Annotated in this window: 23 protein-coding genes and 1 pseudogene; 14 read left to right on the forward strand and 10 right to left on the reverse strand. The window is 72.9% G+C overall.

Features of this window, described 5'->3' with window-relative positions; translation table 11 throughout:
• Positions 1-27: 27 nt before the first annotated feature.
• Positions 28-1368, forward strand: coding sequence for an APC family permease (locus Aau02nite_RS27130; protein WP_212991401.1), 1341 nt, complete (start codon positions 28-30; stop codon positions 1366-1368).
• On the opposite strand, the gene Aau02nite_RS27135 is transcribed toward Aau02nite_RS27130, so the two are convergent.
• The gene (locus tag Aau02nite_RS27135) at positions 1358-1861 is read right to left on the reverse strand and encodes a hypothetical protein (RefSeq protein ID WP_246595464.1); all 504 of its coding nucleotides are present in this window, start codon (positions 1859-1861) and stop codon (positions 1358-1360) included. The two genes, Aau02nite_RS27130 and Aau02nite_RS27135, sit on opposite strands and share 11 nt — an antisense overlap.
• Positions 1862-1907: 46 nt before the next feature.
• Between Aau02nite_RS27135 and Aau02nite_RS27140 the strand changes: the two genes are divergently transcribed.
• Both Aau02nite_RS27140 and Aau02nite_RS27145 read left to right on the forward strand, forming a co-directional pair.
• Positions 1908-2081, forward strand: a complete 174-nt coding sequence (locus Aau02nite_RS27140; RefSeq protein WP_212991403.1) for a hypothetical protein — start codon at positions 1908-1910, stop codon at positions 2079-2081.
• Positions 2082-2178: 97 nt separating this feature from the next.
• Positions 2179-3780: an alpha/beta hydrolase gene (locus Aau02nite_RS27145; protein ID WP_212991404.1), complete on the forward strand. Its 1602-nt coding sequence runs from the start codon at positions 2179-2181 to the stop codon at positions 3778-3780.
• Here Aau02nite_RS27145 and Aau02nite_RS27150 read toward each other — a convergent pair.
• Entirely contained in the window at positions 3777-4712 is a 936-nt protein-coding gene (locus Aau02nite_RS27150) for an NAD(+)/NADH kinase (RefSeq protein ID WP_246595465.1), read from the reverse strand. The two genes, Aau02nite_RS27145 and Aau02nite_RS27150, sit on opposite strands and share 4 nt — an antisense overlap.
• Before the next feature lie 241 nt (positions 4713-4953).
• On the opposite strand from Aau02nite_RS27150, the gene Aau02nite_RS27155 reads away from it, so the two are divergent.
• Genes Aau02nite_RS27155 through Aau02nite_RS27170 form a run of 4 tightly spaced genes read left to right on the forward strand, consistent with a single transcriptional unit; the run spans position 4954 to position 7828 of the window.
• Positions 4954-5541, forward strand: a complete 588-nt coding sequence (locus Aau02nite_RS27155) for a TMEM165/GDT1 family protein (RefSeq protein WP_212991405.1) — start codon at positions 4954-4956, stop codon at positions 5539-5541.
• 14 nt (positions 5542-5555) lie between these two features.
• Positions 5556-6503, forward strand: coding sequence for a cyclase family protein (locus Aau02nite_RS27160; RefSeq protein ID WP_246595466.1), 948 nt, complete (start codon positions 5556-5558; stop codon positions 6501-6503).
• Positions 6500-7063 carry a tetratricopeptide repeat protein gene (locus tag Aau02nite_RS27165; RefSeq protein ID WP_212991406.1) on the forward strand — a complete coding sequence of 188 codons (564 nt, stop codon included), beginning with the start codon at positions 6500-6502 and terminating at the stop codon, positions 7061-7063. The genes Aau02nite_RS27160 and Aau02nite_RS27165 overlap by 4 nt, the downstream gene beginning before the upstream one ends.
• A gap of 45 nt (positions 7064-7108) precedes the next feature.
• A complete protein-coding gene (locus Aau02nite_RS27170) occupies positions 7109-7828 on the forward strand; it encodes a tetratricopeptide repeat protein (protein WP_212991407.1) in 720 nt (239 codons plus the stop codon).
• Here Aau02nite_RS27170 and Aau02nite_RS27175 read toward each other — a convergent pair.
• Genes Aau02nite_RS27175 through Aau02nite_RS27185 form a run of 3 tightly spaced genes read right to left on the reverse strand, consistent with a single transcriptional unit; the run spans position 7794 to position 10567 of the window.
• On the reverse strand, positions 7794-8822 hold the full coding sequence (locus Aau02nite_RS27175; protein ID WP_212991408.1) for a lysylphosphatidylglycerol synthase transmembrane domain-containing protein: 1029 nt from the start codon (positions 8820-8822) through the stop codon (positions 7794-7796). The two genes, Aau02nite_RS27170 and Aau02nite_RS27175, sit on opposite strands and share 35 nt — an antisense overlap.
• 42 nt (positions 8823-8864) lie before the next feature.
• Positions 8865-10040, reverse strand: coding sequence for a TolB family protein (locus tag Aau02nite_RS27180; protein ID WP_212991409.1), 1176 nt, complete (start codon positions 10038-10040; stop codon positions 8865-8867).
• On the reverse strand, positions 10037-10567 hold the full coding sequence (locus Aau02nite_RS27185; protein ID WP_212991410.1) for a SigE family RNA polymerase sigma factor: 531 nt from the start codon (positions 10565-10567) through the stop codon (positions 10037-10039). Before Aau02nite_RS27185 ends, Aau02nite_RS27180 begins: the two co-directional genes overlap by 4 nt.
• 328 nt (positions 10568-10895) lie before the next feature.
• Between Aau02nite_RS27185 and Aau02nite_RS27190 the strand changes: the two genes are divergently transcribed.
• A complete protein-coding gene (locus Aau02nite_RS27190; RefSeq protein ID WP_212991411.1) occupies positions 10896-11846 on the forward strand; it encodes a sporulation protein in 951 nt (316 codons plus the stop codon).
• A 5-nt stretch (positions 11847-11851) separates the two neighbouring features.
• Here Aau02nite_RS27190 and Aau02nite_RS27195 read toward each other — a convergent pair whose 3' ends face one another.
• Entirely contained in the window at positions 11852-13654 is a 1803-nt protein-coding gene (locus Aau02nite_RS27195) for a glycoside hydrolase family 15 protein (protein ID WP_212991412.1), read from the reverse strand.
• 54 nt (positions 13655-13708) lie between these two features.
• Entirely contained in the window at positions 13709-14476 is a 768-nt protein-coding gene (locus Aau02nite_RS27200; RefSeq protein WP_212991413.1) for an NADPH-dependent F420 reductase, read from the reverse strand.
• 164 nt (positions 14477-14640) lie between these two features.
• On the opposite strand from Aau02nite_RS27200, the gene Aau02nite_RS27205 reads away from it, so the two are divergent.
• Positions 14641-15282 (forward strand): TetR/AcrR family transcriptional regulator, encoded by a 642-nt coding sequence (locus Aau02nite_RS27205; protein WP_212991414.1) that lies wholly within the window; start codon positions 14641-14643, stop codon positions 15280-15282.
• A 31-nt stretch (positions 15283-15313) separates the two neighbouring features.
• On the opposite strand, the gene Aau02nite_RS27210 is transcribed toward Aau02nite_RS27205, so the two are convergent.
• The gene (locus Aau02nite_RS27210) at positions 15314-15940 is read right to left on the reverse strand and encodes a TetR/AcrR family transcriptional regulator (protein ID WP_212991415.1); all 627 of its coding nucleotides are present in this window, start codon (positions 15938-15940) and stop codon (positions 15314-15316) included.
• A 48-nt stretch (positions 15941-15988) separates the two neighbouring features.
• Between Aau02nite_RS27210 and Aau02nite_RS27215 the strand changes: the two genes are divergently transcribed.
• From Aau02nite_RS27215 to Aau02nite_RS27230, 4 genes are all read left to right on the forward strand, one after another.
• Positions 15989-16981 carry a DUF2867 domain-containing protein gene (locus Aau02nite_RS27215; RefSeq protein WP_212991416.1) on the forward strand — a complete coding sequence of 331 codons (993 nt, stop codon included), beginning with the start codon at positions 15989-15991 and terminating at the stop codon, positions 16979-16981.
• Between the two features lie 97 nt (positions 16982-17078).
• Positions 17079-18404, forward strand: coding sequence for an NAD(P)/FAD-dependent oxidoreductase (locus Aau02nite_RS27220; RefSeq protein WP_212991417.1), 1326 nt, complete (start codon positions 17079-17081; stop codon positions 18402-18404).
• 134 nt (positions 18405-18538) lie between these two features.
• The gene (locus Aau02nite_RS27225) at positions 18539-20047 is read left to right on the forward strand and encodes an MFS transporter (RefSeq protein WP_212991418.1); all 1509 of its coding nucleotides are present in this window, start codon (positions 18539-18541) and stop codon (positions 20045-20047) included.
• 149 nt (positions 20048-20196) lie between these two features.
• On the forward strand, positions 20197-20997 hold the full coding sequence (locus Aau02nite_RS27230; protein WP_212991419.1) for a LamG-like jellyroll fold domain-containing protein: 801 nt from the start codon (positions 20197-20199) through the stop codon (positions 20995-20997).
• Here the strand turns inward: Aau02nite_RS27230 and Aau02nite_RS27235 are convergent.
• Both Aau02nite_RS27235 and Aau02nite_RS27240 read right to left on the reverse strand, forming a co-directional pair.
• Positions 20994-22154: pseudogene (locus tag Aau02nite_RS27235) on the reverse strand (glycoside hydrolase family 18 protein); the annotation flags it as partial. The gene Aau02nite_RS27230 and the pseudogene Aau02nite_RS27235 overlap by 4 nt on opposite strands.
• Before the next feature lie 76 nt (positions 22155-22230).
• The gene (locus Aau02nite_RS27240) at positions 22231-22719 is read right to left on the reverse strand and encodes a DUF6174 domain-containing protein (protein WP_212991421.1); all 489 of its coding nucleotides are present in this window, start codon (positions 22717-22719) and stop codon (positions 22231-22233) included.
• 153 nt (positions 22720-22872) lie between these two features.
• Between Aau02nite_RS27240 and Aau02nite_RS27245 the strand changes: the two genes are divergently transcribed.
• Positions 22873-24978: an alkaline phosphatase family protein gene (locus tag Aau02nite_RS27245; protein ID WP_212991422.1), complete on the forward strand. Its 2106-nt coding sequence runs from the start codon at positions 22873-22875 to the stop codon at positions 24976-24978.
• The last annotated feature ends 4 nt before the right edge of the window (positions 24979-24982 follow it).

The raw sequence follows: 24982 nt of genomic DNA on the forward strand, positions 1-24982 counted from the left end.
GCGGCCGGTGCGGGCCTGAATGAAGCGGTGCCCCCGCCTCACCCACCGGCCGCCGGGCGCCTCGGCGGCGTGTCCGTCGTCCTGCTCGCCGTCGCCGTCGCGGCCCCGGCGGCCGTGGAGGTGTCGGCCCAGCCCGCGGTCTTTCTCGGGGTGGGACTGGTGCTGCTCGTCTTCGCCACCGACTGGGTCGCGATGGCCCGGCGGATGCCGCACCCGGGACCGCTGTACGGCCTCGTCGCCCGGGGCCTCGGCCGCCCGCTCGGTCTCGGTGCGGCCGCTCTGACGCTGCTCAGCTACACCGCGATGCAGCTCGCTCTCTACGCGACGGTGGGACCGGCCGCCGCACCGCTGCTGGCCGACGGGCCCGGGATCACGGTGGCGTGGTGGGTCGTCGCCCTGTCGTGCTGGGCGATCGTCGCGATCTGCGGAGTGCTCCCGGCCCGGTTCGTCTCCTGGCTGATCGGGACGCTGGTGCTGGCGGAGCTCGTGGTGATCGGTGGCTACGGCACGGCGAACGTGCTCGCGCCGGACGGCGGCGGAGCTGACTGGGCGGCGTTGTCGCCGGAGTCCCTCGCGGACGTGCCGCGCCCGGTGCTGGGCGGACTGCTGGTCGCCGCGGCGCTGGCCTTTGCCGGCTTCGAGATCACGGCGGTCCACGCCGGACAGGCCCGGCATCCGCGCCGGGTGATGCACGTCTGCGTCATGCTGCTCGCGTTGCTGTTCGCGGCGGCGAGCTGGGCGATCGGGGGCACCACGCCGGAGGGGGCGCTGGCGGAGCGGTGGGCGCCCTGGATGGTCACCGGGCTGCTCGCGGCGCTGATCGCCCTGCATCAGGTGATCGTCCGCCACCTGGTCGCGCTGGGCCGCGAGCGGGTGCTGCCCGCGGCGCTGGGCCGTCGCGTCCCGGCGTCAGCGGTGCTGACGGTGGTCGCGGGGGCGGTGATCGGCGGACACGCGTACGCGGGGGCCGGGATCAGCCGGTGGGCGGGGGTCGCGGGCGCCACGGGCATCCTGGTGCTGGTGGCGATGACCTCGCTGGCGGCGCTGCTGTTCCTCGGCCGCAGCCCGGCCGGCGAAGGGCTCGGGCGCCGGTTCCTCGCCCCGGGACTGTCCACGATCGCGCTGGGTGTACTCGCTCACCTGGCGGTGGCCGACCTGCGGGCCGTCCTCGCACCCGCCGCCGCCGCGATCCTGCTCGGCGCCGGGTACGGTCTCGCGCTGCGCCGGGCCGACCCCGTGCGCTACGCCGGCATCGGCCTGGGCGGTACCGCGGTGGTGGTGACCCCGTCGGTGCCCGCACTGCCCCGGCAGCGGATCCCCGGCGCCCACCGGCCGGAACGGGTGCACAGCGAGGAACTCACCGGCTGAGCGACTGTGGATCCTCGTCGCCGAAGAACTCCCGGATCTGGGTGAGCGTCAGATAGCCCTGCGCGTCCACCTCGCCGGTCTCCGGCACCACGGCCTTGCAGGTGACCTCGAGCTCGCGGGCGTGGTCCGGCAGGTCCGGCAGCGGCGGCACCGGGGGCAGGGCACCGAGGCCCATCGCCTCGCGGATCACCTCGAACATGCCGGTCACCTCGTGCACCGCCAGCGGGAACAACTCCGCCGGGCGCCGGGCGCCGGGTGCCGGTGCGGCACACGTGAAGTTGGCCCGCAGCTTGCCGCTGACCTTGCAGATGTCGGCGCTGGGACGCAGGTGGTCGAACGGGCCCTCGGCGACGATCCCGAGCTCGCACTCCGGTACGCCCGCCGCGTCCCACCAGCGTTGCCAGGCCGGGTCGCCGTCGAGAGTCATCACGACATGCTGCAACGCGACCATGTACGCCTGGGATGCCCGGCCGTCCACGGTGGTGGTCCCCATGAGGGGATGGAGCCAGTCCATACCGCATCGTTACATTACGGTCATAGTGCACGGTGCATTCCGGCCCCGCGCGTACGGGTGTTCGCGCTGCGGGCCTGGCCGACGCCGCGGGCTCGCCGCCACCTCGGTCGGCCTGCACCCCACCACGGTCGTGTACGCGCTGGTCGTGGTGGTGCTCGGGATCGTCGCGCTGGCCGCTCAGCGGCTGCGCCGGGCCTGACCGACCGGCTCTTTCGTGGTAACCCCCCGGCGTGGACGGCTGTTAAGCAGTCGTTCGCGCCGGAGCATATGGGGCGAATCCCAACGAAGGGCTGGGCATGACAAGACTTCTGGCGACTGCCGCCACGTTCGCGCTGGCGCTGGGCGGGGCGGCCGTCGCCTCCGGCGCGCACGCGGAGCCGCCGCGTGGCGCTCCCGGATACCCCACGATCTCCTGGGGCGAGTGCGAGAACGCCACCCTCAAGGCCCGCAAGGCCGAGTGCGGCTTCCTCACCGTCCCGCTGGACCACGCGGCGCCCGCCGGTCGCAAGATCCAGCTCGCCGTCTCCCGGATCAGGCACACCGTCCCGGACCGGGAGTACCAGGGCGTCATGCTGGTGAACCCGGGTGGGCCCGGCGGCTCGGGACTGCCCCTGGCGGTGCTCGGCGACCTCGTGCCGGAGCGGGCCGGGGCGGCCTACGACTGGATCGGCTTCGACCCGCGCGGCGTCGGGTCCAGCAAGCCGGCTCTGACCTGCGACGCCAAGTACGCCGGTTACAACCGGCCGCCGTATGTGCCCAGCACCCGGGCGATCGAGAAGGCCTGGCTGGCCCGGGCCAAGGGCTACGCCGCGGCCTGCGCCCGGAACGGCGGCGCGCTGCTCGACCACCTGCGGACCACCGACACCGTGCGGGATCTGGAGCGGCTGCGGGTCGCGCTCGGCGTGGAGCAGATCAACTTCTACGGCTTCTCGTACGGCACGTACCTCGGCCAGGTGTACGCCACCCGCTACCCCGACCGGGTCCGGCGCATGGTGCTCGACGGCAACGTGAACCCCGGCCGGGTCTGGTACGACGCCAACCTCGACCAGGACATCGCGTTCGACCGCAACATCAAGATCTACTTCCGCTGGCTGGCCGACCACGACGACGTCTACCACCTCGGCCGGTCCGCCCGGAAGGTCGAGAAGCTCTTCTACGCCGAGCAGGCGAAGCTGGCCCGCAAGCCGGCCGGTGGGGTCATCGGCCCGGATGAGCTGACCGACGTCTTCCTGCAGGCCGGGTACTACGTCTTCGGCTGGGAGACGGTGGCGTCGGCGTTCGCGAGCTGGGTCAACGACAAGGATCCGGCGGCGCTGCGCAAGCTCTACGACGACAACAACTCGCAGGAGCCGGGCTCCGACAACAACTACGCGATCTATCTCGGGGTGCAGTGCACCGACGCGCCGTGGCCGGCGTCGTGGCGGCGCTGGCAGACCGACAACTGGCGGGTGCACCGGATCGCGCCCTTCGAGACCTGGGGCAACGCCTGGTACAACGCGCCCTGCCGGCACTGGGCCGGTGAGCCCGGCAAGCCGGTCGCGGTGGACGGGAGCAAGGCCCCGCCGCTGCTGCTGCTCAGTGAGACCCTGGACGCGGCCACCCCGTTCTCGGGCAGCCTCGAGGTCCGCAAGCGCTTCCCGCGTTCGGCGCTGATCGAGGGGGTCGGCGGCACGACCCACGCCGGCTCACTGTTCGGCAACAGGTGCGTGGACAACACGATCGCCGACTACCTCGCGACGGGCGCGCTGCCCCGGCGGGTGAAGGCCGACCGGTCGGACAAGCAGTGCAAGCCCATCGCGCCCCCGGACCCGACGCCGGCCGCGACCACGACCACGACGGAGCGCACCGGGAGCCCGGCCGCGCAGACCCGGAGGGAACTGCAGAAGCTCATCCGTTAGTCGTCCGGCACGACCTTGTGCCGCAGCTCCGCCGGGATCAGCTCCAGCAGCTGGTCCCGGCGCAACGGCAGGTCCAGCAGGCTCAGCTTGACCTGGCTGCGGTTCTGGTGCCGGTCGGGGAACAGCCGGACCACCTCGGCGGCCTTCTCCCGCAGCCCGGCCGACAGGACGTTGCCGCTGGTGAGCTCGCCGGCCGCCGTACCGTCGACGTCCACCGCGACCGGTGCGCTGTCGGCGGCCACGGTCAGCGCCACCCGGTCACCCGCGCCGAGCACCACCGACCGCCCGATGCCCGCCATCGGTGCCACCGGGGTGATCACGATGGCGGCGGCCGAGGGGGACAGCACCGGACCGCCGGCCGCGTAGTTGTACGCCGTCGAGCCGTTCGGCGTCGAGATGACCACGGCGTCGCACTTGTAGTAGCCGTACTGCCGGCCGTTGACCGTCAGGTCCACCGAGACCGCGCCGGTGCGCCCGAGCCGGGCCAGCACCACGTCGTTGAAGCCGTAGCGGGTGGTCAGCGCGACCGGGCCGGCGTCGGCCACGAGGCAGCCGTACGACTCGACCGTGAAGTCCCCGCGGTGCAGCTGCTCCAGCGCCTCGCCCAGCGTCCCGGGTGTCACCTCGACCAGGAACCCCAGGTTGCCGTGGTTGACGCCGAGCACGGGCACCGGCCGGTCGGCCACCAGCCGCATCGCGCCCAGCATCGTGCCGTCGCCGCCCAGCGCCACCAGCCCGCCGACCCGCTCGAGGAACTCCTGCTCCGGAACGATCTCGACGTCCGCGGGCACCCGCGGTGCGTCGACCGTGCGGGCCAGCACCCGGCCCCGGTGGTCCCGCGCCCAGGCGGCCAGGGTGGCCACCGAATCGGCGACCGGCTTGGTGGGGTGCAGGACCAGACCGACCGTGTCCACCGCTGTTTCCAGGCTCACAGGCCAACCCTAACCAGATCCACCGGCCGGCCCGGTAGGCTTCGGGGCGCGAAGGGGAGTAGCTCCCAACGTCGTGGTCGACATACTGGCTCTGCGGTTCGAGAGCCCGGCCACGCGGCCTCGGATCGGCAGTTTCGGATCCTGAGGCGAGCGAGACCTTCGACTTGGCCGCGTACCTCTGTCGGCCGGGTCGAGGTCGCCCTGCGCCCGAACCCCGGTCCGCTGCTCACCGGGAGTTCTCATGGACGGGTTCCTCGTCGCCACCGCGCTCAGTTTCGCGGTGATCTTCGTTGCCGAGCTGGGCGACAAATCGCAGCTCATGGCGCTCACGTTCGCCACCCGCTTCAAGCCCGTGCCGGTGCTGATCGGCATCACCGTGGCCACCGCCGTGGTGCACGCGGTGTCCGTCGGCATCGGCTACGGTCTCGGCGCCACCCTGCCGACCGGCTGGATCTCGCTGGTCGCGGGCATCGCCTTCCTGGCGTTCGGCGCCTGGACGCTGCGCGGCGACAAGCTCACCGACGAGGAGAAGACCAAGGCCGAGCGGTCGACCGGCTCGGCGATCCTGGCCGTGGGTGGCGCGTTCTTCCTGGCCGAGCTGGGCGACAAGACGATGCTGGCCACCATCACGCTGGCCACCCAGCACGGCTGGTTCGGCACCTGGCTCGGCTCCACGCTCGGCATGGTGGCCGCCGACGCGCTCGCCATCCTGGTCGGCCGCATGCTCGGCCGGCACCTGCCGGAGAAGGCCATCAAGTACGGCGCCGCGGCGCTCTTCGCTATCTTCGGCATCTGGCTGCTCGTGGAAGCCCTCATCGAGCTCAACTGACCGAAGGAGACGCGGTGCTGCAGTACCGGGCCGAGTTCGACGCCACCGTCATGTTCAGCACCGGCGGCGGCCTGCACGCCCAGGGCTTCAAGGTCGACGTGCCGCATGCCGACCCGACCGAGGCGCAGATCGCGGCGCTCTTCGTCGCGGCGTGCCGGCTGAGCGACGTGGAACGGGTCGAGCTGCGCCACGTCCGGGTCCTCGCCGAGCCGCACCTGGGGATCCCGGCGGTGGAGGCGGCTCCGCGGCGCTGGGTCGAGCTCAGCCACGTCATCACCGAGGGGCTGATCACTCTGCCCGGGCTGCCGGCCCCGGAGTTCGCCCCGCACCTGACCCGGGAGGCCTCCCGCGCGGTGTACGCGCCGGGCACCGAGTTCGCCATCGACCTGATCACCATGGTCGGCAACACCGGCACCTACCTGGACAGCCCGTTCCACCGCTACCCGGACGGCACCGACCTGGCCGGGCTGCCCCTGGAACGGCTGGCTGACCTGCCCGCCGTCGTCGTGCGCACCGCGGGCAGCGGAGTCCGGACCGTCGACGTCGACGCTCTGGAGGGCCTGGAGGTCGCGGGCCGGGCGGTGCTGCTGCACACCGGCGGTGACGTCCACTGGGCCACCCCGCAGTACGTGGTGGACGCACCCCACCTCAGCGGGGCCGGAGCCCAGTGGCTGGTCGACCACGGTGCCGCGCTGGTCGGCATCGACGCGGCGAACATCGACGCCATGACCTCGGCCGGGGAGCGGCCTGCCCACACGCTCCTGCTGGCCGCGGGCATCCCGATCGTCGAGCACCTCACCGGGCTGGCAGAGCTACCGCCGACCGGTGCCCGGTTCACGGCCGCGCCGCCCCGGGTGTCCGCCTTCGGCACGTTCCCGGTCCGGGCGTACGCGTCGGTGCCCGCTGTCGAGCCGCACGACCACCTCAGGTCCGGAGGGTGGCTGCCGACGTCAGGCGGGTGACCCCCGATCCGGACGACCCCATCGGCGCGGACGACGACGCCGACACCCGCTGTGCCGGCCTCACCACGGCCGGCCGGCACGACGATGCGGTGCACCTCGCCGGGCAGACGGTGCGGGCCGCTCCCCGCCGCGCCGCGGGCTACGACCGGCTGGCCCGGGCCCTGCTCGGCGCCGGGCGGTTCGCGGAGGCCGAGGAGGCTGTCCGTACCGCCGCTCTGCTGGCGCCCGGCGGCCCGGAGCGGCTGCTCACCCTCGCCGCTGTCCAGGCCGGGCAGGGTCGCCGCGACCAGGCCCGCCGCACGCTGCTCGCGGTGCTCGAACAGGATCCCCGGCACGGCGTGGCGGCCCAGCAGCTGGCCGGGCTGGAGGCACCCGTCCGGCGCGGGGCCCGGCGCAGTTCCGGCAACCGCGCCATGGTGGTCCCCGCGCTGGTTATGGTGCTGATCGGAACCGTGTTGCTGCTGCTGCGCCAGGCGGCCGCGGCGGCGGTGACCTGCCTGGTGCTAGCGGCAGTGCTCCTGCTGGGTGGCTTTCCCGGAAACCGCTCAGAACAGCGCTGAGGGTGCCGATGATGGCGGTGTGAGCCTTAACTCCGGAGCAAGGCGATGACCGACCTGGACGCGGCGCGGGCAAGGGTGCAGCAGCCCGGCGGGCCGGGGCTGAGCACGCCCACGGAGATCGGGGTCGCGCGGGCCGCCGCCCTCTTCGAGCGGGTGGACCCGGCGGCCGCGGCGGCCCACCTCGAGCCGGTGCTGGCCGCCGACCCGCAGTCCGCGGCCGGCTGGATCCTGCTGGCCCGGGTGCGGCTCGTGCTGGACGAGGTGGACAAGGCCCTGGAGGCGGCGAACCGGGCGATCACGCTGGCCCCGGAGGATCCCCGGCCGCTGGCCATCGCCAGCCGTGCCCTCACCCTGCTCGGCCGGCACGAGGAGGCGGTGACCATGGCCTACCGGGCCGTCATCGTCGAGCCGAAGAACCCGCTCTGGCACGACCGGGTCGCCTGGTCCCTGCTGGCCGCCGACCGGCAGTACGCCGACGCCGAGCAGGCCGCCCGCACAGCCATCGGACTGGCCCCCGACGAGGCGCACTACTACTTCACCCACGGCGTGACGCTGGACGCGCTCGGGCATGCCGACCAGGCCCGCCAGGCGTTCCTGATCTCGCTGAAGCTGGAGCCGGAGAACCCCGTCGCCCAGCACCGGCTCGCGGTGCTCAACGGCGAGAACGTCCGCGCGCCGGAGAAGAAGAAGCGGGGCTGGAAGCTCTTCGGCAAGCGCGCGGGAGCCGCCGCTACGCCGGTACGCCCCGAGGAGTACCTGCCCTAGCCCGCATGATCAGCCAGACCAGCCAGCCCGTACCGATGATGAAGCCGAAGCTGATCAGCCGGTAGAGCACCACCGCGGCCAGCGCCGAGGCGCTGGTCAGGCCGCCCGCCACCAGGCCCAGCACCAGCGCGGCGTCGACCACGCCGAGCCCGCCGGGCACGATCGGCACGCTGGCCGCGGCCATCCCGGCGCAGTACGCGATCACCAGCGGTGCCGGATGGATGCCGGTGGCCCCGACGGCGATGCAGCACATCCACAGGCACAGCGCGTCCAGCAGCCAGTTCGCCACGGCCAGCAGCACCGCGAGGGTGAGGTCGGCCGGGCGCACCCGCACCGAACGCAACTGGTCCACGAAGGTCGTCAGCCGGGTGTGCCCGCTCTCCGCGGGGCGCCGCCGGGCCCGGTTGACCCCGCTCAGCAGCCGGCGGGCCGGGCCCATCAGCCACTGCGGATGCCGCGCCACCAGCCGCACCAGGAACGCGACGATCAGGGCCCCGGCCATGTAGCACAGCAGCGTCCGCCAGCTGCCCGTGCTCCGGGTCAGGATGCCGAAGACCGCGCCGATCAGCACCAGCGCGCCCGCCGACAGCACCCCGCTGAGCGCGATGCTCCAGGAGGCCACCGCCGAGGAGGCGCCGTAGCGGCGCAGAGTCCGGAAGTTGAAGGCGGTGGAGAAGACCGGGCCGCCGGGCAGCGTCGCGCTCAGCGAGTGGGCCGCGTACGCGAGCGCCACGTGCCGGCGGACCGGGATGCTGGTGCCGGCCCCGCGTAACAGGGCCTGCTGCATCCGGGCGTAGCTGCCCATCGAGGCGATCTCGGCGATGACCGCGCCGGCGACCCAGTTCCAGGCCGGGGTGCGCAGCTGCTGGAGGGCGCCGGCCAGCGCCGGCCAGCCGATCACCAGCTCGGTGCCGAGGATGAGGACGACGACCGCCACGACGGCCGGTGGGCGGCGCCACCAGGCCGGCGGTGCGGTCTCCTGCGCAACGGCCATCGCCGCTCATCGTCGCACCGTCGGTGCCGGTGGGCAGGGCGTTCAGCGGGTGTAGGCCACCAGCGAGAGGCCCTCGAGCGCGGCCGGCTCGCGGGCCCGCAACAGCAGGGTGAAGTCGGGGGCGAACAGGGAGAGCCGGCGCTTGCCGTCCTTGACCGAGCGGACCAGCAGGTTGCCGGCCGGGTCGAAGACGGCGCCGATGATCCGGCCGGAGACCGGCAGGTCGACGATGTCGCCGGTCACCGTGTCCAGCACCGCGTCCGCGGGTGCCGCGGCCGAGTCCGTCGCTCCGGCCGGGTCCGAGGTGCCCGGCGCGAGATGCACGGTCACCAGGTCCCCGGTGGCGTCGACGCTGACCGGGCGGCAGGCGGCGCGCCCGGCCGGGTCACCGCTGTCCGGCACCGGGGTGCCGGTCTGCGCGTTCGTCTCCGCCACCCCCAGTCCGCAGCCGGCGGTCGCGTAGACCAGCGTGGAACCGTCACCGGACCAGCGGAAGTGCTGCCCGTCCAGGCCGCTGGGCAGCGGGGTCAGGGCGCCCGTGGCCACGTCCAGCACGCCCGGCTCGGTGGCGTCGATCAGCAGCCGGGTGCCGTCCGGGGACCAGGCCGGGGCCTGGGCCGCCGAGGCAGTCCCCGCGTACGCCTGCTGGGGCTCGCCGCCACCGGTGTCCGTCACCATGAGGCTGCCGTCCGCCACGTAGGCCACCCGGGTGCCGTCGGGCGAGACGCCGACCGTCGCGTACGGCTTCGAGAGCACCGTCTCCGGCTGGTCTCCCGGGGTCAGCCGGACCAGCCGCCCGTCGTCACCGGTGTCGGCGTAGAAGATGTGTCCCGGCAGGTCCGCGATGGACGTCGAGCGCGGGGTGGACGTGGAGCCGGCCGGGCGCGGCCGGTCCGGCCGGCTCGCCCGCGGGGGCGTCACCGGCTTGGTCGTGGCCGAGCTGTTCATCCGCTGGCTCACGGCGGGGGCCGGGGCGGAAGGCGCCGGCGGGGCACCGGCGACCGGGGCGACCGGCTGGGGACCCGAGCGCGGCAGCTGCCACAGGCCGCTGCCCAGCAGGGCCAGGGCGACCACCGCCGCCGCCGTGCCCACCGCGGCCTCCCGGCGGCCGAGCCGGCGCGAGCGGGCCAGCGAGCGCTCGTACAGATCGGTCGCCGCGACGGAGTCGGCCAGCTCGCGCAGCTCTGCGCGCAACGGATCGGGATCGGGTCCGGTCATCGGCCGGCCTCGTGCACGTCGGCCAGGACGCGCAGGTCGGGCACGAGCGTCCGGAGCCGGTCCAGGGCCCGGCCGCACTGGGTCTTCACCGTGCTGACCGACACCCCGAGCATCTGGGCCGCCTCGACCTCGGTGTGGTCCTCGAAGTAGCGGAGCACGATCACCGCGCGCTGCTTCGGGCTCAGCGAGAGCAACGCCCGTTGCAGGGTGATCCGGCGGACCGCGGCCTCGGCGGGGTCGTCGGTGCTGCCACCGTGCCGCTCCAGGTCGTCGCCGGGCAGGGACTCGGCGACCTTCGGCCGCCGCCACAGGGAGACCTGGGCGTGATACATGACCTTGCGGGCGTACGCCTCGGCGTTGCTCGGTTTCTCCAGCCGGGACCAGGCGCGGTGGGTGCGGGCCAGTGCCTCCTGCACGAGATCCTCGGCGAGGTGCTGGTCGCCGGTCAGCAGGAAGGCCGAGCGCAACAGGGCATGGGAACGCTCACGGACGAAATCCGCATAGGCGCAGTCGCGAGCGTCATCCATCCCCAGCTGTCCGATCGCGGTCCGGAGGGATTGGTGAGCGTACAGCGGCTGGTCAAGCGCCGCGTCAGTGCTCACGTCTCGTCTCCGAACCCGGTTTCTCCGCGTAGGTCATGGATGCGCGCCGGCCGATGCCCCCCGTACCACCGGCATCGGCTCATGCGCGTACGCCAGGAAGACGCGTTCGAGTCGATCTCCGGGTGACAGGCCGTTCGGTTGGTTCGTTCTGACCGAATGGCCGGCGCGTTCCGGTGCCGGCGCCTTCTCAGCAAGCGTTCAGCCTGACTTGTTAGCTTCTGCCCGACCTGTCAGTCCTGGTTAAGGGGTGTTCGTGGGCTTCAAGAAGATGCTGGGTGCCTTCGGTGTGGGCGGGCCGAGTGTCGACACCGTGCTGGCCGAACCGTCCGGGCGCCCCGGCGGCACGCTGACCGGAACGGTCAACCTGGTCGGTGGCAGCCATGACGTCGAGATCGAGCACATCACCCTGGGACTGGTCACCCGGGTCGAGGTCGAGGGCGGCCAGGGCGAGTACGGCGCCACCGGCGAGTTCCACCGCGTCGGTGTCAGCGGACCGATGCGCCTGGCGGAGAAGCAGGAGCTGGCGCTGCCGTTCCAGCTCGTGCTGCCGTGGGAGACGCCGATCACCGCCGCCTACGGTCAGCACCTGCGGGGCATGACGATGGGCGTGCGCACCGAGGTGGCCATCGCCCGGGCCGTCGACAAGGGCGACCTGGACCCGATCGCGGTCCACCCGCTGCCGCTGCAGGAGCGCATCCTCGACGCGTTCGCCCGGCTCGGCTTCCAGTTCAAGAACGCCGACCTGGAGTACGGCCGGATCGCCGGCGTGCACCAGACCCTGCCGTTCTACCAGGAGATCGAGTACTACCCGCCGGCCCAGTACGCGCACGGCGTCAACGAGGTCGAGCTCACCTTCGTGACCAACCCGCACACCGTCGAGGTGGTGCTGGAGTTCGACAAGCGCGGCGGCATGTTCAGCGGCGGGCACGACTCGTACGGCCGTTACACCGTCCCGCACACCGACGCGGAGACCGCCGACTGGGTGCAGGTCGTCGACGGCTGGGTCCGCGAGGCCGTCTCCCAGCGCCAGAGCTACGGCGCTCCGGCGTACGGCGGTGGCTACGGCCACGGCGGCCACGGGCGCGGTCACGGTCCCGGGATGGGCGGCATGGTCGCCGGCGTCGCGGGTGGCATGGCCGCGGGCTACGTGGCCGGCGAGGTCATGGAAGAGGTCTTCGAGGACGACGGCGGCGGCGAGGAGTAGTAGTCCTACCGGCGACCCTCGCGGGCGCGGGCCTCGGTCGCCGCGACCGCGTCCGTGAGGGTCCGGGCGGTGTCGATCAGCGGCACGTGGCTGAACGCCTGCGGGAAGTTGCCGACCAGCCGCCCGGCCTCGGTGTCGTACTCCTCGGAGAGCAGCCCGACGTCGTTGCGCAGGGCGAGCAGCCGTTCGAAGACCTCCCGCGCCTCGTCGTGCCGGCCCATCAGCGCGTAGTTGTCGGCCAGCCAGAACGTGCAGGCCAGGAACGCGCCCTCACCGGGCGGCAGGCCGTCCACATCGGTGTCCGGGTGCTGGGTGTAACGCTGCACGAAGCCGTCCTTGAGCAGGTGCTGCTCGATCGCCGCGACCGTGCCGGCGACCCGCTCGTCGTCCGGCGGCAGGAAGCCGACCAGCGGCACCATGAGCAGGGCGGCGTCCAGTTCCTCGGAGCCGTAGAACTGGGTGAAGGTGCGGCGCTCGGGGTCGTAGCCTTTCTGCAGGATGTCGGCGCGGATGGCGTCGCGCAGCGCGGACCACTCGTCCACCGGACCGTCCAGATCGAACTCCTCGACCGCCTTGACCGCGCGGTCGGCGGCCACCCAGGCCATCAGCTTGGAGTGGACGAACTGCTTGGGCCCGCCGCGTACCTCCCAGATGCCCTCGTCCGGCTCGGTCCAGTGCTCCCGTACGAAGTTCATCAGCTTCACCTGCAGTCCCCAGGCCGGGTCGTCGGCCTTGAGCCCGGCCCGCCGGCCCTGGTGCAGGGCGTCCATGACCTCGCCGTACACGTCGAGCTGGAACTGCTCGGCGGCCGCGTTGCCGATCCGTACCGGGTTGCCGTCGTAGCCGGTCAGCCAGTCGGCGCGGTACTCGTCCAGGCGGCGCTCGCCGGCCACGCCGTACATGATCTGCAGCTCGGCCGGATCGCCGGCGATCGCCCGCAGCAGCCATTTGCGCCAGGCCTTGGCCTCGCTCTGGAAGCCCGAGTAGAGCAGCGACTGGAGGGTGATGGTCGCGTCGCGCAGCCAGCAGAAGCGGTAGTCCCAGTTGCGCACGCCGCCGAGCTTCTCGGGCAGGGAGGTGGTCGCCGCGGCGACGATGCCGCCGGTCGGCGCGTAGGTCAGCGCCTTGAGGGTGAGCAGCGAGCGGACCACCGCGTCGCGCCACTCGCCCTCGTAGGTGCACGCGGAGACCCAGCCGCGCCAGTAGCCCTCGGTGGCGCCCAGCTCCTCGACCGGATCGACCGGCTCGGGCGGCGGCAGGTGCGAGGGCCGCCAGGTGAGCACGAACGGGGTCCGGTCTCCGGCCGCCACGGTGAAGTCCGCGCGGGTGGCGAGGTTCTCACCGTGGGTCTCGACCGGCGTACGCAACCAGACCGCGTCCGGCCCGGCCACCGCGACCAGGTCACCCTGCTCCCGGTAGACCCAGGGCACCACGTGCCCGTAGTCGAAGCGCAGCCGCAGCCGCATGGTCATCGGTACCCGGCCGCGGACCCCCTCGACGATGCGGATCACGTCCGGTGCCTCGCCGCGCGGCGGCATGAAGTCGACGAGCCGGACCACACCCTCGTCGGTCTCGAACTCGGTCTCCAGCACCAGCGTCTCGCTGCGGTAGCGGCGCCGTACCGCGCGCACCTCGCCGGCCGGGGCGATCGTCCAGTGCCCGTTGTCCTCGGTGCCGAGCAGCGCGGCGAAGATGGCGCCGGAGTCGAACCGGGGCACGCACAGCCAGTCGATCGAGCCGTTGCGCCCGACCAGCGCGGCGGTCTGCGTGTCGGCGATGATCGCGTAGTCCTCGATCGGCAGGGCCATCTCCTGTCCATACCCGAAGTGACGGTGTCTCTACCCAGCGGGACTGTCCGTCGGTCAGGCGATCACGCGGTCGGCGGTGAGCTTGCGGGACGTGCCGGCGAGCAGGGTGCGCAGCCGGGCAGCGGACAGCGGGGCGCCCGGATCGGGGGCGGCCAGTTGCGGGGGATTGCCGGTGCGCAGGGCTTCTGCGAGCCGTGCCCAAGCGGCCCTGATGGCGTCGGGGTCGGAGGAGTACGGCGTGACGTAGGGGTCGGTCTCGGGTTCGAAGCGCCAGCTTTCGGCCAGGGGGCCGGCGTCGACGGTGTCGAAGCCGAGCCGGCTGATCAGCTCGGCGGCGCCGGCCTTGGCCTGCGGGTGGTCGCCGGCGATGGGTAGCGCGGTGCGGTCGGCCGCGCCGGCCGGGCGCGCCAATGCGGGGATGTGGTGGTCGCTGATGCTGTTGAAGGCCTTGACGAGATGGGCGCCGGCCAGGTGCTGTTGGACGAGTTCGCTGGTGGTGATCTCACCCGTGTCGAGGGCGGGGAGGTGACCGTCGCGGGCCGCGTAGTAGTTGCTCGTGTCGAGCACCACCTTGCCGGCCAATTCAGCGGCGGGGAGCAGCTTGTATGCGGCGAGCGGGATGCTCACCACCACCCAGTCGCCGGCTCGGGCGGCTACCCGGGGGGTTTCGGCACGGGCCCGTGCGCCGAGTTGCGCCACTGTGGCGGCGAGAGTTTCCGGGCCGCGGGAGTTGGCCAGGACGACGTCGATACCCGCTGCGGTTGCCTGGTGGGCGAGTCTGGTGCCGATGGCGCCGGCGCCGATGATGCCGAGGGTGGGCATGGAGGGTCTCCTCGTTTCGCGGATGGTGTCGTGGCTCCCGAGCCGACGAATCGGAGCAGGCGCTCCGCTTCAAGTTAGCATCAAGCGGAGCGGCCGCTCCTGTTGTACGAGTCACAAACGGAGCGCATGCTCCGGAACTCGAGTCGTGTCGTACGCTGGACGTCGTGACGCTCGCCGAGCACGCCACTCCCGCGCCCAGGCCCGGCCGCCGCGCCGACGCCGAGCGCAACCGTGCCGCCATCATCGAGGCGGCCGGTGCGGTCTTCGCGGAGTGCGGCGGTGGCGTGGACGTCCGGGAGATCGCCCGGCGCAGCGGTGTCGGCATGGGCACGCTCTACCGCCACTTCCCGACCAAGGACGAGTTGCTCGCCACCGTCCTGGAACGGCAGTTCAACGCGTGGCTCACCGATGCCTACCAGCGGGCGGTGGCCACTGAGGATCCTTGGCAGGCACTTGCCGGCTTCTTCGAACAGCTGCTCGGCACCCAGGCCGGCAATCGCGCCGTCGTCGAGAGCTACGCCAGCACCGGTGGCCCCAGCGCCTCCTGCATCCAGCGCTGCTACGCCCTCATCGACCAGCTACGCACCCGCTGCGTGGACGCCGGCGTTCTGCGCCCCGGCGTCACCACTGAGGACCTGTTCCTGCTCAGCGGCTCCCTGAGCCAGGCCGTCCTGACCACCGCCGAGAGCCACCCAGGGCAGTGGCGCCGCCTGCTGCGCATCTCCCTCGACGGCCTCAGTAGCCGGAACGCCGAACCGCTGCCCGTCCGCGGCATGGGCGCGGACACGCCGGCATCGACTGACTGAGCACCGCCGACGGCGGGGGCCAGCTCGCGGCTCAGGCCCGATCCGGTGCCGATGCGGCGGTGAGCAGGAGGATGACCTGGTCGACGTAGCGTTGCCGGTCCGCCTCGGCGGTGGGCAGGGACCCGGCCGCGACGTGCGCCATCTGCGCGTGACCCAGGTACGCGGTGACCGCGAGCAGTCCCCGGTGCCGAGCCTCCGCGGCCGGCCAGCCGAGCGCGGCGAACAAGCCTGCGGTGTACGCCACCCGCCGCTCGGTGACCCGGGCGAGCACCGGGGCGACGTGCGGGTGATCGGCCGTGGCCAGCATCGCCAGCTCGATGGAACCGTCCACCGGCCGCGCGGTGGAGTGCAGGACGAGGCCGATGAGCAGCCGGAGCCGGGCCAGCGGGTCGGGCTCGGCGTCGACGAGGCCGATGACGGCCTCGGTGTGATCACGCTCCCACCGCAGCACGGCCGCCTCGATCAACGCGTCCCGGTTGGCGAAGTGCCAGTAGAAGCTGCCTTTGGTGGCGCCGAGCCGGGCCGCGAGGGGCTCGACCGCGACCGCCGCCAGGCCACCGTCGGCCATCGCTTCCAGGGCCGCCGCTGTCCAGTCGTCGGCCGTCAGCCGGGGTGCCGTCCGCTTTCCGCCACTGCCCTTGACGCGTCGCTCACTCACCACTGTACGGTAGCGTACGGAAACATACGGTCCCGTATGGAGGCGACGATGGCGGCCCTGGTGCACAACATCCACGAACGGGAACTTCCGGTCGGAGCAACCGAGGTGGGTCGGCTGGTGGACCGGATCGGCGCTGCCGACGACCCGCTCTGGCCCGTACCGGCCTGGGTTCCGGTGCGGTTCGACCGGCCGCTCGCCGTCGGCGCCGACGGTGGGCACGGTCCCATCCGCTACCACGTCACCGGCTATGAGCCGGGCCGGCGGGTCGAGCTCACCTTCCACCCGCGGACCGGCCTGATCGGCGCCCACACCCTGGAGGTGGAGGAGCGCGGCCCGCACGCCTGCGTGCTGCGGCACCGACTGAGCGCCCGGCCGGTCGGCCGCATGCGCCTGCTCTGGCCGGCTCTGGTCCGGGTCTGCCACGACACCGTCATCGAGCACCTGCTCGACAACGCGGAACGCGCCGTGACCGGCACGGTCGTCCACCCGGTGCGCTACCCGTGGCGGGCCCGGCTCGCCGTCAGCATGGAGAGTGCCCGGGTCCGCGGCGTGCCGGTTCCGGCCGCCGCGACCCTGCTGCACGGCTCGGTCGACCGTCCCGATCTGGCCGACGCCTTCGCGCTGCGGGTGCCACCCGGCACCACCACCGACCCGCAGGACTGGGCGGACGCGGTCTTCCGCAACCCGCCCCGGATCGTGGTCGCGCTGCTGCGCCTGCGCAACCGGTTGGTCGGCCCGCTCGGCATCGAGCAGGGCGACGCGTCAGCCTTCGACACGATCGCCCGCAACGAGCGCGAGGTCCTGCTCGGCACCGACGCCGGCCACCTGAACTTCCGGGCGGGAGTCCTGGTCGAGCCGGACACCGACGGCACGACGATCACCGTGGCCACCCTGGCCGCGACCCGGTCCCGCACCGGCCGGGCCTACCTCGCCGTCGTACGGCTGGTGCACCCGCTGGTGGTCAGGGCGATGCTGCGCCACGCCGGCCGCACCACCGTCGCCCCGTGGCGGTCGACAGCTCCGGTCCGGACCGCCGCCTGATCGAGCGCCGCCCCCCGTCCCCGCGTCTCGGGCGTTTCTCGTCCCGGCCAGGTCGCCTAGCGTGGATCGGGTACCGGTCCCCACGGAAGGACTCGTCATGGCTCGACCCAGGATCGTCATCGTGGGAGCCGGCTTCGCCGGTTTCCAGGCCGCCCGCACGCTGTCCAAGCTGTCCCGGGGCGCCGCCGAGATCGTCATCGTCAACCCCACCGACTACTTCCTCTACCTGCCGTTGCTGCCCGAGGTGGCCGCCGGGATCCTCGAGCCGCGGCGGGTCTCCGTCTCGCTGGCCGCCACCCTGCCCGGGGTCGAGGTCGTCCTGGGCGAGGTCGACGGCTTCGACTTCGACGCCCGTACCGTCTCCTACGCCGACCCCGAGGGCGGCAAGGGCAGCCTCGGCTACCACCGGCTGGTCATCGCGGCCGGCAGCGTCAACAAGCTGCTCCCGGTGCCCGGGGTCACCGAGTACGCGCACGGCTTCCGCGGCATCCCGGAGGCGCTGTACCTGCGCGACCACATCACCCGGCAGATCGAGATGGCCGACACCACCACCGACGAGGCCGAGCGCGCGGCCCGGTCCACCTTCGTCGTGGTCGGCGCCGGCTACACCGGTACGGAGGTGGCGGCCCAGGGCGTGCTGTTCACCGAGGCGCTGACCAGGCGCCGCGACAGCCTCAGGGGACGGCCCCGCTGGTTGCTGATCGACACGGCCGACCGGGTGCTGCCCAGCCTGGACACCCGGCTCGCCACCGCCGCGGACCGGGTGCTGCGCGAGCGCGGCGTCGAGGTGCTGCTCAACAGCTCGGTCCACCAGGCGACGGGGAACGGCGTGCACCTCAGTGACGGCTCCTTCGTGCCCACCCGCTCACTGATCTGGTGTGTCGGCGTACGCCCGGACCCGCTGGTCGCCGACATCGGTCTGCCGACCGCGCACGGCCGCCTGGTGGTCGACGAGTTCCTCAACGTGCCGGGGCATCCGGACGTCTACGCCTGCGGGGACGCCGCGGCCGTGCCCGACCTGACCCGGCCGGGCGAGATCACCGGGATGACCGCCCAGCACGCCACCCGGCAGGGCGCCACGGTCGCGAAGAACATCGCCGCCTCGTACGGTCGGGGCCGGCGCCGGGCGTACAAGCACCACGACCTCGGCTTCGTGGTGGACCTCGGTGGGCTGGACTCGGCGGCCAACCCGCTCGGCGTGCCGCTGTCCGGCTTCCCCGCCAAGGTCGTCACCCGCGGCTACCACCTGCTGTCGATGCCGGGCAACCGGGTGCGCGTCGCCGCGGACTGGCTGCTCGACGCCGTGCTGCCCAGGCAGGGCGTCCAGCTCGGACTGGTGGCGGCGGGCGCGGTGCCGCTGGACAGCGCCCTCCCGCAGGCGATGCCGGAGACGGGGGTCACCGCGGGGCCGGCACCGTCCTGACCGGGGTGCGAGTCGCGTCTCATTTCCCAGCTCAACGGGCATGTGGCGGGGTTGATCTCAGTAGGCTTTCGGCTCCCGGGTCGGTGCGTGACGGCGTTCCTGCCGACTCCGCGTACCGATGAGAGGACCGAACGATGTCCGCTGCCGCAGAAGCGTCAGGCGTGCGGCCGGAGCACGCTCCCCAGCTGCATCCGCGGCGCTGGGCCGCGCTCGGCGTGATCGCCATCTCCCAGCTCATGGTGGTGCTCGACGCCACCATCGTGAACATCGCCCTGCCCAGTGCCCGGGTGGACCTGGGCATCACCGAGGCGGACCAGCAGTGGGTCGTCACGGCGTACACGCTGGCCTTCGGCGGCCTGCTGCTGCTGGGCGGCCGGATCGCCGACTACTGGGGCCGCAAGCGCACCTTCATGGTCGGTGCCGTCGGCTTCGCGGCCGCGTCCGCCATCGGCGGTCTCGCCACCACCGGTCCGCTCCTGTTCGGCGCGCGGGCCCTGCAGGGCGTCTTCGGCGCCCTGCTCGCCCCGGCCTCCCTGGCCCTGCTCACGGTGCTCTTCACCGAGGCCCGGGAGCGGGCCAAGGCCTTCGCGGTCTACGGCGCCATCGCCGGCGGTGGCTCCGCGGTCGGCCTGCTGCTGGGCGGTGTGCTCACCGAGTACGCGAGCTGGCGCTGGTGCCTGCTGGTCAACATCCCGATCGCGCTGCTGGCCCTGGCGCTGGCGATCCCCCTGGTGCCGGAGAGCAAGGCCGACGGCGACACGTCCTACGACGTGCCCGGGACGATCGTCGTCACGCTGGGCCTGGCCTCGCTGGTCTACGGCTTCACCGAGGCGGCCAAGCCGGACAAGGGCTGGGACTCGGGCACCACCTTGGCGTTCATCGGCGCCGGCCTGCTGCTGCTGGTGATCTTCGTGCTGATCGAGCGGTCCAGCCGGAATCCGCTGCTCCCGCTGCGCATCGTGCTCGACCGCAACCGCGGTGGCGCCTATCTGACCTCGATGCTGGTCGGCGCGGGCCTGTTCGGCGCGTTCCTGTTCCTGACGCTCTACCTGCAGAACGTGCTCGCCTACACCCCGCTGGAGGCGGGCTTCGCCTCGCTGCCGACGACGGTGGGTGTGCTGATCTCGGCCACCTTGGCGTCGAACCTGCTGCCCCGGATCGGTCCGAAGATCCTGATGCTGGTCGGCCCGGTGCTCGCCGCGGCCGGCATGATCTCGCTGCGCTTCATCGACCTGGACACGTCCTTCTGGGCCCACCTGATGCCGGCGCAGCTGCTGCTCGGCCTGGGTCTGGGTTTCACGTTCGTGCCGTTGTCGAGCCTCGCGCTGGTGGGGGTGCCGAGCCACGACGCCGGTGCGGCCAGCGCGGCGCTGAACGCGACCCAGCAGGTCGGCGGGTCGCTCGGCACTGCCCTGCTGAACACGATCGCCACCAGTGCCATCTCGGCGTACGTGGCCGGTCAGCTCACCCCGGGCCAGCCGCCCTCGCAGCGGGTGCTGCTCGAAGCGCAGGTGGACGGCTACGCCGACGCGTTCACCTGGGCCGCCGGGCTGATCCTGCTCGCCGGCGTCATCACCGCACTCCTCATCAAGGTCGGCAAGGAGGACCTGCCGTCCGGCGAGGCCGCGGTCCACGTCGGCTGATCGTCGTCCGGCACCACCCGCCCCGGCCCGCTCACGGCCGGGGCGATCGTGGTTACGGGGGGAAATTAGTCCGAAAAGTCACCATGACCGGCCGACCGTTGTAGGCGGTTGGGTGACCGGTCAAATGGTTCACAAGTAATAATTCGGACATGCGATCTCGTTCTCTCGTCGTCCCCGCGGTTCTCGCCGGCCTGCTCGCCGGCTCCGTGCCGGACGCGGCCTCGGCCCATGAGCAGGTCGGCACGCCCTCCGTCGCAGTGGCGGCGGCCCGTACCGCGGCAGTCGCGGCGACGGTGACCAGGGCGGCCACCGGGGGGACCCTGGTCGCGCGGTACGGCTTCAACGGCGGCCGCGCCACCTCGATCACCGACGAATCGGGCCACGGCCACACGCTGCGGCTGATCACCGGCAACGGCGGCACGGTCAGCATCGTCCGGCACGGCCAGGGCCACGCCCTGCGCTTCCCGGCCAAGTGCACCGGCCAGAAGCGCTGCCCGCACGCCGCGCTGCAGAGCTCCAGCGCCGCCAGGCTCAACCCGGGCACCAGACCCATCTCGTACGGCGCCAAGGTGCTGTTGTCGCGCAGCCAGACCAGCAAGGGCCAGAACGTCGTGCAGAAGGGCTACTCCGCCACCAGCAGCCAGTACAAGCTGCAGGTGGACGGGGCCGCCGGCCGGGCCAGCTGTGTGCTCGTCGGCTCCCGGCCCGGGATCAAGCTGGTCACCAGCACCGTCTCGGTCGCCGACGGCACCTGGCACGCGGTCGAGTGCCGGCGCACGGCGACCGCGCTGACGGTGCTCGTGGACGGTGCGGTGCGGGGCAACCGGGCGATCGCCGCCGGGCTGTCGGTCGCCAACGACCGCCCGCTGAGCATCGGCGGCAAGGGCGCCTACTCCGACAACGACCAGTTCCAGGGCACTCTGGACGACGTCTGGGTGCGGATCGGCTAGCCGTCCCGCAGGCCGGCGGCCATCGCGCCGACCAGCTGGGCGTCCTCGGTGTCGCCGGAGAGTTCCCAGGCGAACGCGCCACCGAGGCCCCGGCTGCGGGCGTACCCCATCTTGGCCCTGACGGTCTCCGGGGTGTCGTAGCCCCACCACTGGCCGCGGCAGAGCGCGTAGGCCGTCCCGCCGACCGTCCCGGTCGGCGGGCAGGTCTCGCGCAGCACCGCGTAGTCCTCCATGCCCTTCGTGGTGCTGCCCGGGGCCGGTCCGGTCGCCCGGCCGCCCGGCGCCGCGACGCTGACCCCTGCCCACCCCCGGCCGTAGAAACCCACGCCCAGCAGCACCTTCGCGGCCGGGACACCGATCTCGACCAGCTTGCTGATCGTGGCGTCGGTGGTCGCGGTGGCGCGCGGGATGCCCGGGTACGCCGTCAGCGGCGAATGCGGCGCCGTCGGTCCCGGGCCGGCCCCGGTGCCGAAGAAGTCGTAGGTCATGGCACTGAGCCAGTCGGCACCGCGCGCCGCGGCGGCATAGTCGGTGGCCGCCAGCTTGCCGAGGTCACCCGGCACCGCGGCGGTGATCAGCGACGCCGGACCCAGCTCGGCGCGTAGCGCTGTGATCAGCGCGGCCAGGGCTCCGGGCCCGCTCGTGTCACAGACCAGGCCGCACGCGTTCGGATACTCCCAGTCGATGTCGATGCCGTCGAAGACGCCGGCCCAGCGGGGATCGGTGAGCAGCTCGCGGCAGGACTCGGCGAAGGCCGCCGGGTCGCGGGCCGCCTCGCCGAAGCCCTTGGAGCCGGTCCAGCCGCCGAACGACCAGATCACTTTGAGCTCGGGATGGCGGGCCTTGAGCTTGCGGAGCTGACCGAAGTTGCCGCGCAACCCCTGGCCCGGCGCGTCGGCCACACCGTCGACGCTGTCCGCCGCGGCGAAGGGCTTCTCGTAGTCCGCCCACTTGTCGCCGGTGCGGCAGCCGCCGTCGGTGACCTTGCCGAACGCGTACACCAGATGGGTGAGCCGGGCGGCCGCGCCGCTGGCCTCCACCTTGCGCACCTGGAAGTTGCGGCCGTAGACGCCCCAGTCGGTGAAGTAGCCGACGACACGCTGCCCACCCGCAGCCGGCGCGGGCTTCTCCGGCGCAGGTGCGTCGCAGGCCCCGGTCAGCAGCAGTGCTGCCGCCAGGACGACGGGTACGACCCGCATGCGGGCCTCCCCAGTCCCTCGCCGAGCCCCGAACCTATCGCGACGGCGACGGCGAAGAGCCACCCGTTAACCCGATCGTGTACTCCTCGATCGTGTAACAGGCCTCGTCGTCCTCGGAGTCGCGGGACGGGTCGATCGTGATTCGGGTGGGGTGGGCGTCGCGGCTGTCCCGCTCGACCTCGACCACGTCGGCGCCCTCCCGGCGGGCCGTCTCCGCCTCGGCCTCCAGCTGCCGCAGCGTCGGGACCAGGTCGGCCATCCGCAGCATGAGCGCGCGGCGGGCGCTGTCGTCGAGACCCTCGGCGCGGACCACCTTGTCGTCCTGCACGGTCACCCGGAACCGGCCGATGAGCGCCCGCTCGCCGCACTGGGAGCTGAGGACGAAGCCGTACTTGGCCGGTGGGGTCCAGGCGGTGGCGGTCGGATCCGGCGTGACGCCGGCCTGCTGACCGGCACACCCGCCGGTCAGGGCGAGCACCACGAGGGCGGGCAGAACCGTCTTGACGCGCACAGGGTCCTCCACGGAAGTCGACGCTATCCGGTCCGACGGGCGGGCCGGGCGCCCGGTTCCGCCCGTTCGGGCGAGTGGCGTTCGCTACGCGGGCGGCCGGATCCGCACCCGTTGTGCGATCGTTTTCGGGTGGCCGTAAGCACAGGGAGCAGCCCACGGGATCCCGTGCCGGTTCCCGCTGCCCGCAACCGCCGGGCGGAACTGCGTGCCCTGTTCGCCTGGCCCCGGGTCATCGACCGGGCCCGCGCGGTCTTCCGCAGCGCACTCACCACCTTCGTCGTGCTCACCTTCACCCTGTGGCTGATGCCCGGGGTACGCAGCACCGACGTCGTCGACACCCTCGGCCTGGTGCTGCTGGTCGCGGCCGTCGGCGCGGTGCTGCGCCCGTTGCTGCTGGCCGGCGTCGTCGCGCTGGGCGGCTGGGGAGCGATGCTGCTCGGGGTCACCGCCCAGGTCATCGTGATGGCGGTGGCCCTGGAGCTGGACCCGTCCAAGCGGCTCAGCGGCTGGCCCACAGTGGGCGTCGCGGCGCTGCTGGCGGTGGTCTGCGCGGCGATCCTGGACTGGATGGCCGACAGCGGCACCGAGGACACCTTCGTCAAGGAGGCCCGCCGGCTCATGCGCGGCATCCGGCGGCGGCAGGCCCGGCAGAACGGCGGCCGGCTGCTCACCCTGCGGCGGCCCGCGCCGGGCACCGAACCGGGCCTGCTGATAGTGCAGCTCGACGGGGTGAGCGAGCCCGTGCTGCGCTGGGCCGTCCGCGCCGGCAACCTGCCGACCATCGGGCGCTGGCTGCGCAGCGGCACGCACGCCATGCGCGGCTGGCACACCGGCCTGCCGTCGACCACCCCCGCGGCGCAGGCCGGCATCCTGCACGGCGCCTCCCGGCAGATCCCGGCGTTCCGCTGGTACGAGAAGGCAACCGGCCGGTTGATGGTGTCGAACCGTCCGCGCGACGCGGCGATCATCGAGCCGCGGCTCTCCGACGGCCGGGGGCTGCTGCGCGACGGCGGCGTCAGCATCGGCAACGCGTTCTCCGGCGACGCGGCGATCAGCCTGCTCACGGTCAGCCACGCCGCGCTGCCCGGCCGCTCGGCCCGGGGCTGGGCGGCGTTCATGGCCAGCCCGTTCGGCTTCACCCGGGCCTTGGTCCTCGGCGTCGGCGAGGTCTTCACCGAGCTGCACCAGGCCCGGCTGCAGCGCCGCCGTAACCTGCAGCCCCGGGTGAGCCGGTCCGGCGCGTTCCTGGCGCTGCGACCGGCTTCGATGCTGCTGCGCGACGTCAACGTGTCGCTGATCGCCGAGCAGATGGCCCGTGGCGCCCCGGCCGTCTACTGCGACCTGGTCGACTACGACGAGGTGGCCCACCACGCCGGCCCGGCCCGCCCCGAGTCGATGCGGCAGCTGGAGAGCCTGGACCGGATGCTCGGCGTGATCGAGCGGCTGGAGCCCGAAGCGGCCCGCGAGTATCAGATCGTCGTGCTCTCCGACCACGGCCAGAGCCAGGGCGCCACCTTCCGCCAGCGGCACGGCGAGACGCTGGAGCAGACGGTCGCCCGCTTCTCGGCGTGCCCGGCCGACGCGCCCTCGACCCCGGCCGAGTCCGAGGCCACCGCGGAGCCCGGCTTCCCGCCGTCGCCGATCGCGCCGCTGCTCGTCGTCTCGTCCGGCAACCTGGCCCTGGTCTACCTCACCCGGTATCCCCGCCGGGTCGACCGGGCCGCCATCGACCAGGAATATCCGCAGCTCATTCCCGGTCTGGCCGGGCACCCGGGGATCGGGCTGGTGATTGTGGACGACGGTGGGCCGGTCGTGATCGGCGCCGCCGGCAGTCACCGGCTCGCCGACGGCACGGTGCAGGGGGTGGACCCGCTGCTGCCGTACGGGCCGCACGCCCGCGAGGACCTGCTGCGGCACCAGGAGGCCGAGCACATCGGCGACCTGGTGCTGATCAGCTCGGTCGACCCGGTCACCGACGAGGTGGCGGCCTTCGAGGAGCTCGTCGGCTCGCACGGCGGGCTGGGTGGCTGGCAGACCGACGCGATGCTCGTGCACCCGGCCGAGTGGCAGATCACCCAGGCCGATCTGGTGGGCCCGGACGCGGTGCACCGGCAGCTGGTCGAGTGGCTGGCGATGCTCGGCCTGCGCACCCGGACGGCGGCCCAGGACGAGCTCGTCGCCGGTGCCGCGCTCGAACTGGCCGACCTGGCCCCGCGTGGCGTGCAGCGCGACGGCGCGGCGGCGCGACTTTCACCCAGCCGCGACGGTTAAGCCT

The sequence above is a fragment of the Actinoplanes auranticolor genome (assembly GCF_018332655.1).
GTDB lineage: Bacteria > Actinomycetota > Actinomycetes > Mycobacteriales > Micromonosporaceae > Actinoplanes > Actinoplanes auranticolor.